This window comes from Bradyrhizobium sp. USDA 3240 (genome assembly GCF_054063295.1).
The window spans coordinates 2,895,808-2,907,686 of record NZ_JBSSGD010000002.1; the positions used below are offsets into that span (position 1 = coordinate 2,895,808).

The following is an 11,879-nucleotide window of genomic DNA, read 5'->3' on the forward strand; positions in this document are numbered from 1 at the left end:
CCTATAGCAGCCGGACGGTCGATCATTCGAGGACTCGCACATGAAATTTTCGTTGGTTCCGGCGGCTCGCCTTCCGCTGCTCTGCTCCTGCCTCTGGTCCTGTCTTGGCTTGCTGGCCCTCCCGGTCCTGATGCCCCCCTCCGCGGCCGAGGCCGCCGAGGCGGGCTGGCGCCAGATCACGATCCCGGTCTCCGCCACCAACCCGGCGGCGATCCCCGTCGCACTTTATTACCCGACCCAAATGCCGGCCCGCGCCATCCCGATGGGGCCGTCCACGCTCCGGGTCGCGATCGGGGCGACGCCAGACGCGAAGGTCAAGGGGCTGATCATCATCAGCCATGGGACGGGCGGCTCCGAGCTCGGGCATACCAGCCTCGCCGAAGCGCTGGCCCGGCACGGCTATCTGGTCGCGGCCTTGCGGCATCCCGGCGACAATTGGGAGGATCATTCGATCTGGCAGCAGCCACCGGGGACGTTCTTCACCGAGCGGCCACGCCAGGCGTCGCGGGTGATCGATGCGCTGCTGGCCGACCCCGAATGGAACGACAGGATTGCGACCGATGCGCAGGGTCCGCGCATCGGGGCGGTCGGACACTCCGCCGGCGGCTACACCGTGATCGCGCTGGCGGGCGGCCAGGTCGACCTGTCCCGCATCGGCGCGCATTGCAAAACCGACAGCAAGGACGATCCGTTGTTCTGCAGCATGGGGGGCGACTCCAAGTCACCGCCGCCGGCGACGACATTGCTGCCCCTGGCGACCGATCCGCGGGTGCGCGCGGTGGTGGCGATGGCGCCGGCCGGCGTGTTCTTCACCGCGGCATCGCTCGCCGCGATCAAGATACCGACCGCGGTCTATGCCGCCGAACGCGACCGCTGGCTGATGCCGCGCTTCCATGCCGAGTGGATCGCACAGAATGTGCCGCACGCCGAATTTCACATGATCCCCAACGCGTGGCACTTCGCCTTCATGGATCGCCCCGGCACACCGATCCAGACCCTGGATGGCGACGCCGCGGCAGATCCACCCGGCTTCGATCGCGAAGCACTGCTCGCGCAGTTGCGCAAGGATCTGCCCGCCTTCTTCGACAAGGCATTTGCGCAGGAGTAGATGGCGACGCAGCTGACCGTGCCGGGATCGGACTCACGCAACGAGACGGGATCATGATGCGCGCCGCTGCGTCATGATCTCATGCTCCGGATCACGCGATAGGGCGTTGGTCGGATCAAATCGGCGATTGAAAGTCCCACGCCGAGAGGATTATCTCCCGTCTGGATTGGCATCCGGCAACTGGAAAGGGCATCGGAGCTTGCAAGTCGCTGCGCTGACGGATCGAGCTGAAGAGATTCTGGTCGCTGCATCCCGGCTGTTTGCCCGCCACTCCTATGCCAATGTCACGATGGAGCAGGTTGCGGCGGCGGTACAGGCCGTGCCGGGCGCGCTGTATCATCACTTCCGCGACAAGGAAGACCTGATCTTTCATTGCTACCTGCGCGGCCTCGCGATCTACAGGCGCGAGATGGAGGCGGCCGCCGAGCCCGGCATCGATGGGCTCGAGATCGTCAGGCGCTTTGTGCGCGGCCGGCTGCGGTCCGAAGCCCAGCGCATGATCCTGTTCACCGATATCGATGCGCTGGCTGCGCCCTACAGCAGCGAAGTCCATGCCAAGCGCTGGCAGAATGCCGCCTGGCTTGCGGACATTCTGGATCGGGGCGTGGCGGACGGCTCGATCGCCTGCGACGAACCGCTGCTCACGGCGGTGGCGCTGATCTCCATCCTGGACTGGGTGCCGTTCTGGCTGTCCGAACGCGACTACTACACGCGCCAGCAGGCGATCGATGCCATCGATGACATCATCACGCACGGGGTTTACCGGCGCGAGATCGCGGTTCCCGAGATGCCCGAACCGCTCAGCCTTGCGCCGTTCCTGGAGTCGCGTGCGGCGTTGAACAAGCGGGCCGCGAAGTTCGACAGGATGCTTTCGATTGCTTCCGACAGCTTCAACCGAAGGGGCGCGTCAGGCACGTCGCTCGAGAGCATCGCCGTCGATGCGGGCATGACCCGCGCCGGCATCTACTATCACTTCAGCGAAAAGGAGAGCCTGTTGTTGGCTTGCCTGCGGCGCGGGCTCGCCGGCGAGATCAGCATTCGCGAGCACCTGCAACAGCACAGCCTCGGCGCATTCGATCACATCGTGCAGAGGATCCGCCTTCTGCTGATGCTGCACGACACGCCCTGCGGTCCGAAGGCGACCTACCACAACATCAACTATCTCAATGACGTCGACCGGAGAGCCTACGTCGGAGACGTGCTAGCGACGATCCGGCAGGACCAGGACAGCTATCAGCGCTGGATCGACGAGGGCTGCTTCCGCCGCATCGATACCTACTTCGCAGAGCGCATTCTGACCGGAATGGGCCATTGGTATCCGATCTGGTTCAAGACCAGGCGCGACTGGTCTCCGGCAGAGATCGCCGATCATTTCGCGCGGTTGTTTCTCGCGGGCCTCAAGCCGCGACGGCGTCCGACCTGAGCATCGGTTCCAGAATGCTGGGCGGGCGGGCGAACGCCGGCCTCATCCAAAAGTTTACTTCTAATTCAAAACAGCGACCAATTCCGAAGCAATATAGCCTATAACATCATACTACCTTCCGCTAAAACTTGGCGCTAAATTCAAAGCGAAAGTTGCGAAGGCGCTGCAATTGGGGTTATGAGACGGCCTCGATCGCTTAAGATCAATCAAAACACGAGCAAGGGAGGAACGCAGAATGCATAGGCTGATCATTGCCGCCGCGGCAGCGCTGACGGTGTTGGGAGGCGCGGCGTCCGCGCAGGAATCCATCAAGATCGGCTATATCGATCCGCTCTCCGGCGGCGGCGCCAGCGTTGGCGAAGGCGGCCTGAAGACGTTTCAGTATCTCGCCGACGAGCTGAACGCCAAGGGCGGCATCCTCGGCCACAAGGTCGAGATCGTCCCGCTCGACAACAAGACCAATCCGCAGGAAAGCCTGGTGCAGGCGCAGAAGGCGGTCGACGCCGGCATCCACTACATCACCCAGGGCAACGGCTCGTCGGTCGGTGCGGCGCTGGAAGACTTCGTCACCAAGAACAACTCGCGCAACCCCGGCAAGGAAGTGCTGTACTTCAACTACGCCGCGGTCGATCCGAGCATGACCAACGAGAAGTGCAGCTACTGGCATTTCCGCTGGGATGCGAACTCGGACATCAAGATGGAAGCGCTGACCAACTACATGAAGGACCAGGCGTCCATCAAGAAGGTCTATCTGATCAACATGGACTACTCGTTCGGCCAGTCGGTGCGCACCGCGGCGCGCAAGATGCTGGGCGAAAAGCGGCCGGACATCCAGGTCGTCGGCGACGAACTGCACCCGATGCTCAAGGTCACCGACTTCTCGCCCTACATCGCCAAGATCAAGGCGTCCGGCGCCGACACCGTCGTGACCGGCAACTGGGGCCAGGACTTCGCGCTGCTGCTGAAGGCCGCGGCCGATGCCGGCCTCAAGGTCAACTGGTACACCTATTATGCCGGCGGCGCCGGTGGGCCGACCGCGATCAAGCAGACCGGCCTCGAGAACCAGGTGTTCCAGATCAGCGAAGGCGTGCCGAACTCCGGCAACAAGGCGGCGATGGATTTCGAGAAGGACTTCCGCGCCAAGACCGGCATTTCCGTGTGGTATCCGCGCGCTGTCAATGAGATGCGGATGTTCAAGGCCGCCGCCGAGAAGGCCAATTCGATCGATCCGGTGAAAGTCGCGGCCGCCCTCGAGGGCATGAAGTTCGAAGTGTTCGACGGCGGCGATGGCTTCATGCGCAAGGACGACCACCAGTTCTTCCAGCCGATCTACATCTCCTCGTTCGGCTCGCTGACCGACAAGGCCAAGGAGCCGTTCGACGAAGAGAACACCGGCTGGGGCTGGCACATCGTCTCCAAGATCGACACCGATAAAACGATGCTTCCGACCACCTGCAACATGAAGCGGCCCTGATCGGCCGCTGCAAGGCGCCTCCGCGACCACAGGGTTGCGGAGGCGTTCGCCTTCCGGCAGCGTGATGGTGCCGTAGTTCATTTCACCGACAGGTTATTGATCACGTGAACCGTTCCAGTCTCAAGCGGGTGCGCCGTGGCTGAGCTCATCGTCATCTCGACACTCAACGGCGTGCTGTTCGGCATGCTGTTGTTTCTGCTGTCCAGCGGACTCACCGTCATCTTCAGCATGATGGGCGTGCTCAACTTCGCGCATGCGAGCTTCTACATGCTGGGCGCGTTCTTCGGCTTTCAGCTCACCCGCTGGATCGGCTTCTGGCCGGCGCTGGTGATCGCACCGCTCCTGGTCGGCGTGGTCGGCATGGGCGTCGAGCGCTACGGCCTGCGCAACACCCACAAGCACGGCCATGTCGCCGAACTGCTGCTGACCTTCGGTCTCGCCTTCGCCATCGAGGAAATCGTCTCGATGATCTGGGGCAAGAGCCCGGTCGACTACCGGGTTCCGGCGGCACTCGACTTTCCGGCCTTCACCGTGTTCTCCACCAACTACCCCGCCTACAAGATCTTCATGCTGGTGGTCTCGGTCGTGATCTTCATCGCGCTCCTGGTCACGCTGAAGCGGACGCGGGTCGGCCTGATCGTGCAGGCCGCGCTGACCCATCCGAGCATGGTCGGCCATCTCGGTCACAATGTCGGCCGCGTGTTCATGCTGGTGTTCGGCGTCGGCAGCGCGCTGGCGGGTCTCGCCGGCGTGATCGCCGGTCCCTCGCTGGTGACGCAGTCCGACATGGCCGCGCTGCTCGGCCCGATCCTGTTCGTCGTCATCGTGTTCGGCGGCCTCGGTTCGTTGCCCGGCGCCTTCATCGCCTCGCTCCTGATCGGGTTGATCCAAACCTTTGCGGTCGCGCTCAACGGTTCGCTCGCCAGCGTGTTCGGGCCGCTCGATCCGAGCCTCGGCGCCTCGCCGCTGACCGACATCTGGAACGTCACGATCGCGCAGATCGCGCCGATCCTGCCCTATCTGCTGCTGGTGCTGGTGCTGATCTTCCGCCCCATGGGCCTGCTGGGGACGCGCGAGTCATGAGCAACGCCGCTATCCCCACCTCAGCCGCGGCCAAAGAAGAGTCCGCCAGCGCCCTGAGCTTCTATGGCATCTGGCTGATCGCAGCCGTCGCACTCGTCGTGCTGCCGCTGATCTTCTCCTCCGGCGGCTCGTTGACCTCGTTCTGCCTGATCGGCATCGCGATCATCTTCGCACTGTCCTACAACATCCTGCTCGGCCAGACCGGCCTCTTGTCGTTCGGACACGCCGTGCAGTACGGCCTCGGCGGCTTCCTCGCCGTGCACGCCATGAACGCGGTCGCGGGCCACAACTGGCCGATCCCGCTGCCGGTGATCCCGCTGATGGGCGGCATCGGCGGCATGGCCTTCGCATTGCTGGTTGGCTGGGTGATGACCAAGCGCGCCGGCACGGTGTTTGCGATGATCTCGCTCGGCATCGGCGAACTGGTCGCCTCGTCGTCGCTGATCCTGCGCAGCGTGTTCGGCGGCGAATCCGGCATCACCACCGATCGCACCTCGCTGATGCCGATGTTCGGCTGGACCTTCGGGCCGCAGATCCAAGTCTACTATTTGATCGCGTTCTGGGTGCTGATCTCGGCGATCGCGATGTACGCGCTGACCCGTACGCCGCTCGGGCGCATCTGCAACGCGGTGCGCGACAATCCGGAACGGGTCGAGTTCATCGGCTACGATCCGCATGTGGTGCGCTATCTCGCCTACATGTTCGCCGGCTTCTTCGCCGGCATCGCCGGCGGCCTGACCGCGATCAACTTCGAGATCGCCAACTCGGCCTATCTCGGCGCGACCCAGTCGGGCCTCGTGCTGTTCTCGGCGTTCATCGGCGGCACCGCCTATTTCTTCGGTCCGATCCTCGGCGCCATCCTGGTGACCTATCTGCAGCTCGGGCTGACCAGCGTCACCTCGGTCTGGCAGCTCTATTTCGGCATCATCTTCATCGGCATCGTGATGTTCGCACCCGGTGGCATCGCCGGCATCCTGATGAAGCACCGCCCGCTGATCCGCGCCGGCACGCTAGGCACCGTGATCCCGTCCTATCTGGTCGCCGCGATCCCGACGCTGGCGTTTGCGCTCGGCATCATCCTGACCATCGAGACCGTCGCACGCTTCTCCGGTGGCGACCCGATCAATCTGCTCGGCATTCCCTTCGTTGCAGCCGCGCCGACGACCTGGGCGGCTGCCGCGGTTCTCGTCGTCGGCGGCTTCCTGGTCGCACGCATCACCTGGCGACGCATTGCGGAAGCCTGGGATCGCGCCGCGACGGTGGCCCGTGATCGGGGGTATCTGGCATGACCGCTGCCATCCAAGTCAACGCCGTCGACAAGAGCTTCGGCAACGTCCAGATCATCCGCGATCTCAATCTGAGCGTCGCCAAGGGCGAGCGTCACGCCATCATCGGCCCGAACGGCGCCGGCAAGTCGACGACGTTCAACCTGATCAGTGGCTACATCAAGCCGACCTCTGGCGAGATCCGGTTGAACGGCGAGGTCACCTCGGGCCTGCGGCCGTTCGAGATCAACCGGCGCGGGCTGTCGCGCTCGTTCCAGGTCACCAACGTGTTCGCCCGCATGACGGTGTGGGAGAACGTCCGCTGCGCCGTGCTGTGGGCGACCGGCCACCGCTACGCGTTCTGGAAGAACGTCGACAACCTGCCCGAGGTGAAGCAGCGCACCGCGCAGATCCTCGACGACATCCATCTCACCCATCGCCGCGACGTGCCGGCAGGCTTGCTCACCTATGCCGAGCAGCGCGAGCTCGAGATCGGCATCACGATCGCGGGCGGCGCCAGCGTCATCATGCTGGACGAGCCGACCGCGGGCATGAGCCATGCCGAGACCGAACGCGCCGTCGCACTGATCCGCCGCCTCACCGAAGGCCGCACGCTCGTCATCGTCGAGCACGACATGAGCGTGGTGTTCGGCCTCGCCGACCGCATCTCGGTCTTGGTCTACGGCCACATCATCGCTTCCGGCACCCCGGAGGAAATCCGCGGCAATCCGAAGGTCAAGGAAGCTTATCTCGGCGAGGAGGTCGACTGATGCTCGAGGTCAGGAATCTCCACGCCTATTACGGCAAGAGCCACATCCTTCAGGGTGTCGATCTCGACATCGCCGCCGGCGAGGTCGTCAGCCTGCTCGGGCGCAACGGCGTCGGCCGCTCGACCACCGTGAAGGCGATCATGGGCGAGGTGCCGCCGCAAGGCACTATCCGCTTCAAGGGCAAGGACATCGCGGGCCTGCCGAGCCACAAGATCGCCCGCCTCGGGCTCGGCTACGTGCCCGAGCATCGCGACATCTTCCCGAGCCTGACGGTACGCCAGAACCTGATTCTCGGCATCAAGGACCCGCGCCGGCCCGGCAAGTGGCGGCTGCAGGAGATGCTCGACATGTTCCCCAACCTCGCCCGCCGCGCCGACACGCCGGCCGGCGTGCTGTCGGGCGGCGAGAAGCAGATGCTGACCACCTGCCGCACGCTGCTCGGCGATCCCGAGCTGATGATGATCGACGAACCGACCGAAGGGCTGGCACCGCTGATCGTGCAGCAGGTCGGCGAGCTGATCGCGCGGATCGCCAAGGCCGGCGTCGCCATCCTGCTGGTCGAGCAGAAGCTCTCGATCGCGATGAAGATCTCGAACCGGGTCTACATCATGGGCCACGGCCGCGTGGTGTTCGAAGGCACCCCCGACCAGCTCAAGGCCAACGCCGCCGTCCGCGAGGAATGGCTGGAGGTGTGAGGCGAGTTGCCGTCCGGGCTGCCGTGGCCTCAAGGAATCCACAAACGTCGCGTCGCGACACCGGGTCAATTCAGGAAAACGACCCAGATCAGCGCGATCAAGAGACTGTGAAACAAAACTATCGAAGCCAGGAACAGCCAGTCGTCTTTGCTCATAAGGCCGAACACCGCGACCCTGGTGCGGCGCCAGCGAAGCGCGAGTCGAGACAAGAAGCTTGAACGCATGGCACTCGCCTAGCGCAATACAGCCCGCCAAGTCTTGCTGTTCTGTGCCAGGGATTTGAGGGCTTGTGTCAGCCCATCACCGAATGCCGTTCGAATCACGATAGGCCGTGGGCGTGAGGCCTGTCCAGCGGACGAAAGCATGCGTGAACGAGCTGACCTCGCTGTAGCCCAGCAACCATGCGATTTGAGAAATCGGCAGCTCCGCTTCTTCAAGATAGCGGCGCGCAAGTCCGATTCGAAACGTCTCGAGAACATTCAGAAAGCCCGCCCCCTCGGACGACAGTGCCCGAGCGAGCGTTCTCCGACTCATACCAAGACGGCGCGCAATAGCCTCGGCATTGGCTTTGCCGTGCGGAAGCAACCGGGCGATCTGATCTTCAACGCGAGACCGCACGCTGGTCCGTCCCGATGCCCGGTGGCTTAGCGCCTCGTCGGCATATTGAAGCAACATCTTGTTAAGGTGCAGATCAGCCCCCACGACAGGTAATGCGCCAATATGCGAAGAAAACAGGAGGTCATCCCTATCAGCTGCAAACTTGATCTCGCAACCCAGAAGAGATCGCACATCCAGAGGTGTTTCGCGCCTGTAGTGCTTCAACTGAATTCGCCTTGGGACCAGCCTGCCTTCAGTCAATGCTCGGCAAATACGGACAAGCGCAATCAGCCAAAATTCAGCGTGGTGGCGATCGGACGACCGGTCGATGTTGACATACTCGAATCCGATGGCGAAGCCACGCGCCAGAGAAATCCGCAGCCGCACGCCTTCGTTGTTGATCGCGCAGTAGCGTCCCCCATTTTGCAGAGCGTCGGCGAGATCCTCCGATGATGCCATGACGTAGTACAGAAGCCCGATCTCCCCCATCTCAAAACCCTGCGCCAGATGGAATCCGAAGCAGTCGTCCTGCAGTTCCTTGGCCGCGAGCTCAAGCAGTCTCATCTGCGCCCGCGCGTCGATGCGGCGCTTGCGGTCCTCAACATCATTGATCGTCAGGCCTGCGGCTGACACGATCGGAGCAAGTTCAATTTGTGCATCGCGCATTCGGGCGCATGCGAGACGCGCTATCCCCCCGGCAGAGCTCGGTATCGATGGCAAGGCGCTTACGAGGCGTTTGGCGATCTTCATCTGGCACCGGACTATGTCGTCGCTAAACGTCGACGGCTTCGAGCACCGTATTTTGACCTATGTCAAACAAGGCCATCCGTTCGAGGCATCCAGCCTGACAAAACCTCGCAATTAAATGACCCAGGTTCACAAGACGCCATGGAGGCAAATCATCTAGCCAATTGCTTCGCGGCCGTTCCATTTCTGCCTTGAAACGACGGCAGTTGACTTCCAATTGGACCCGCAAGGACGAACCTGTAATGCGCTTGGTCAAGCATGCAAATTCGGCGGCAGGGACGTTCGCCGCCGAAACGGCTCGCCGTTTGAGCTAAGTCGTGGTTCGCCAAACAGGCGCCCAACTGAGCGGCGTTCATCGTTCAATTCATTTCCTCATCATTGAAGCCGAGGCTGCGGGCACTTGGCGTTACTCGTTTTTCATCGGCGATCGCAACTTCTCGGGAACGGTGCAGGCGGTCTTGGGATTGCTGGCGGCTCGCCGCGTGAGGATGAAGATCGATCGGGCGTTAAGGCAAAACGCGTCGATAGAGGCCCATACCGACACCGCGTTCGAGCCGGATGTGCCTCCCAATCCAATCGCGCCCCCGCCCGCAGCAAGCAGCACCGCTTCAAACACCTTCGGCGACCGTCCAGAGTTGATGTCGCCGCAGTCCGAATGTTCGAGCACCGTCGCGTTTAGCTGCGCCGGCTGCAGCGTCATTTACCAGACCGTGCAGGTCAGCACTGCGGCGAAGGGAGTCTTCCGCTGCACAGCCTGTTACCAGCCGGTCCATCGCTGGGATGGCGCATATGATTATCGCAGCTGGCAGCGGCTGGAGATGGAGGTCGAGACGCTCCCTCTGCTCGTCCCACCCACCGATCCCAAAGAATAGCGCCGCTGCGCAGCCGCGCTAACCCGGCAGGATCAACGCCACGACGTCGCCCGCACGCGGCGTCCGGCCGGGCTTCACCGGCACCGACGTAATCCTGCCTGGCGCGTGCACGCTGATCTCCATCTTCATGGAGTTGACGGGCATCCAAGCTCGCCCTGAAGCGCCGCATCCGGGCAAAGCGGCCCGGATCGGGTCAGGCCGGAGCGCGCGCGGGCTTCCTGTACTCAGCGGTCTCGGCGCGAACCAGGTCGCAGAATTCGAGCGCAAGACGGCTGCGCGGCCGTTGCGACGGAAACAGCAGTACAGTGGTGATCTCCAGCCGCGGCGTGAACGGCTTGAGCACGATCCGGGCGCTGGCAAAATCCCGCGCCACGACGGGATCGACGATCGAGAAGCCCAGCCCCTGCGCAACCAGAGCGCAGCGCTGCATGCTGTACTGTATCTCCGCCACCGTTCTGACCACGACTCCGGCGTCTTCGAAGGCGCGTTCGAGGCGCGTTCGATGCGGCGCGCCTGGGGCCGGCGCAATCATCGCCTCGCCGTGCAGGTCCTTTGGCATGATCAATCGCTTGGACCGCAGCCGGTGCTGACGCGGCAGCACGCAGATGGCGTCGGCCGTCATCAGAAGTTCGTCGTCGACCGCCGCAAAACCCGACTGGGGTCGCGCCAACCCGACGTCGCACTGGCCCGCAGCAACCAGACTCCAGACCCGTTCAGGGCTATGCACGGCGACCGACAGCATGATGCCGGGGTTCTTCCTGGAGAATTTGCTGACGATCCGCGGCATCAACGAATAGGTGAATGCCGGAAGGCAGGCGATCCTCAGCGTCCCGCTGCCCCGCGCGCGAATGCCGCGCGCCGCACGCGCCAGATACTCCAGCCCGGCCTGGTTGCGCTCCACCTCATGCAGGAAGATCTCGCCTTCCGGCGTCAACGTGACGCCGCCGCGCCCGCGCTCGAACAGCGCGAAGCCGATCTCGCGCTCCAGCCGCGCGATGGCGCGACTGACGAAGGGCTGCCCGATCCGCAGGCTCAGGGCCGCTTTGGTGATTCCGTTGTGACGCACGACCTCGCGAAACAAGTCAACGTGTCTCGGATTCAGGGACATGACCAATCTGCATATGAACTGCCATTCCAGTCATTTGACGGCATGTTAGTTCGATGCGTCAATAGGGCATGCAATTCGCAGACAGCCATGCCGCCTTGGATGCCGCCTTGGCCACCGACCGCATCCTGCTGACCAGGATCCACGGTTCCGAGATCGCGCGGGTCAAACCGCTCGGGGACGCCGGCATGCTTCGGCAGCTCGATCGCGGCAGCTCCCGCCAGGCGGCGGCCGCGCGCATGGCAGCCACGCTGAGCTGCGCGAACGACACGGCCGCGTTCGCGATCGAGGACGCCGGGTCAGGCGACATCATCGGCCTTACCGCTTTCGCGACACTCGAGCCGGACGAGAAGCGGGCGAGGTTTGCGCCGATCTGGAGCAGCGGACGATTGGACGAGGTCCTGCTCATCAGCCATGTCGCGCATCTCATGACGCGGTATGCTTTCGAGGTGCTCGCCGTCGAGCGGGCCGAGGTGCATCTGGATTGGCGCCTGCGGCGTACGCTCGAGCTCTATACCGGCCTCGGCTTCCACTGCGAGGGACGGCTTCGCGCCTATTTTGCCTGCGATGAAGGTCCATCCGCCGACGCTGCCGTCCTCAGCGTGGTACGCTCCGGATGGCCTGCCATCGCCGACCGACAGCGCCGGCTCCTTGCCAATGAGACATGGCGCTGTCAGCTTCCGTCCGATCGTCCCCCATAGCGCAGGACCGCAGCAGATCGGCACGCGAGGCTCGGGACG

At 63.5% G+C, this 11,879-nt stretch carries 12 protein-coding genes; 9 read left to right on the forward strand and 3 right to left on the reverse strand.

All coding sequences use genetic code 11. The features are described from left to right. Positions 1-40: 40 nt before the first annotated feature. The 7 genes from ACVIGA_RS14485 to ACVIGA_RS14515 all read left to right on the forward strand — a co-directional run bounded on the left by ACVIGA_RS14485 (position 41) and on the right by ACVIGA_RS14515 (position 7,818). On the forward strand, positions 41-1,108 hold the full coding sequence (locus ACVIGA_RS14485) for an alpha/beta hydrolase family protein (protein ID WP_456666909.1): 1,068 nt from the start codon (positions 41-43) through the stop codon (positions 1,106-1,108). A 199-nt stretch (positions 1,109-1,307) separates the two neighbouring features. Then, entirely contained in the window at positions 1,308-2,531 is a 1,224-nt protein-coding gene (locus ACVIGA_RS14490; protein ID WP_456666910.1) for a TetR family transcriptional regulator, read from the forward strand. A gap of 235 nt (positions 2,532-2,766) precedes the next feature. After that, positions 2,767-4,005 (forward strand): branched-chain amino acid ABC transporter substrate-binding protein, encoded by a 1,239-nt coding sequence (locus tag ACVIGA_RS14495; RefSeq protein ID WP_223966933.1) that lies wholly within the window; start codon positions 2,767-2,769, stop codon positions 4,003-4,005. A 135-nt stretch (positions 4,006-4,140) separates the two neighbouring features. Beyond that, entirely contained in the window at positions 4,141-5,088 is a 948-nt protein-coding gene (locus ACVIGA_RS14500; protein ID WP_173638683.1) for a branched-chain amino acid ABC transporter permease, read from the forward strand. After that, entirely contained in the window at positions 5,085-6,377 is a 1,293-nt protein-coding gene (locus tag ACVIGA_RS14505; RefSeq protein WP_456666911.1) for a branched-chain amino acid ABC transporter permease, read from the forward strand. Before ACVIGA_RS14500 ends, ACVIGA_RS14505 begins: the two co-directional genes overlap by 4 nt. After that, positions 6,374-7,123: an ABC transporter ATP-binding protein gene (locus tag ACVIGA_RS14510; RefSeq protein WP_456666912.1), complete on the forward strand. Its 750-nt coding sequence runs from the start codon at positions 6,374-6,376 to the stop codon at positions 7,121-7,123. Before ACVIGA_RS14505 ends, ACVIGA_RS14510 begins: the two co-directional genes overlap by 4 nt. Then, positions 7,123-7,818 (forward strand): ABC transporter ATP-binding protein, encoded by a 696-nt coding sequence (locus ACVIGA_RS14515; RefSeq protein ID WP_342709301.1) that lies wholly within the window; start codon positions 7,123-7,125, stop codon positions 7,816-7,818. The genes ACVIGA_RS14510 and ACVIGA_RS14515 overlap by 1 nt, the downstream gene beginning before the upstream one ends. A gap of 300 nt (positions 7,819-8,118) precedes the next feature. Here the strand turns inward: ACVIGA_RS14515 and ACVIGA_RS14520 are convergent, their stop codons facing one another. After that, positions 8,119-9,081: an AraC family transcriptional regulator ligand-binding domain-containing protein gene (locus tag ACVIGA_RS14520; protein ID WP_456666913.1), complete on the reverse strand. Its 963-nt coding sequence runs from the start codon at positions 9,079-9,081 to the stop codon at positions 8,119-8,121. A gap of 398 nt (positions 9,082-9,479) precedes the next feature. Here ACVIGA_RS14520 and ACVIGA_RS14525 point away from each other — a divergent pair, with 398 nt between their 5' ends. After that, positions 9,480-10,034: a hypothetical protein gene (locus tag ACVIGA_RS14525; protein ID WP_456666914.1), complete on the forward strand. Its 555-nt coding sequence runs from the start codon at positions 9,480-9,482 to the stop codon at positions 10,032-10,034. An 18-nt stretch (positions 10,035-10,052) separates the two neighbouring features. Here ACVIGA_RS14525 and ACVIGA_RS14530 read toward each other — a convergent pair whose 3' ends face one another. Both ACVIGA_RS14530 and ACVIGA_RS14535 read right to left on the reverse strand, forming a co-directional pair. Next, the gene (locus ACVIGA_RS14530; RefSeq protein ID WP_375777068.1) at positions 10,053-10,178 is read right to left on the reverse strand and encodes a hypothetical protein; all 126 of its coding nucleotides are present in this window, start codon (positions 10,176-10,178) and stop codon (positions 10,053-10,055) included. Positions 10,179-10,227: 49 nt separating this feature from the next. Beyond that, the gene (locus ACVIGA_RS14535; RefSeq protein WP_456666915.1) at positions 10,228-11,142 is read right to left on the reverse strand and encodes a LysR family transcriptional regulator; all 915 of its coding nucleotides are present in this window, start codon (positions 11,140-11,142) and stop codon (positions 10,228-10,230) included. A 107-nt stretch (positions 11,143-11,249) separates the two neighbouring features. Here ACVIGA_RS14535 and ACVIGA_RS14540 point away from each other — a divergent pair, with 107 nt between their 5' ends. Next, positions 11,250-11,840, forward strand: a complete 591-nt coding sequence (locus ACVIGA_RS14540) for a GNAT family N-acetyltransferase (protein ID WP_456666916.1) — start codon at positions 11,250-11,252, stop codon at positions 11,838-11,840. Positions 11,841-11,879 lie beyond the last annotated feature (39 nt).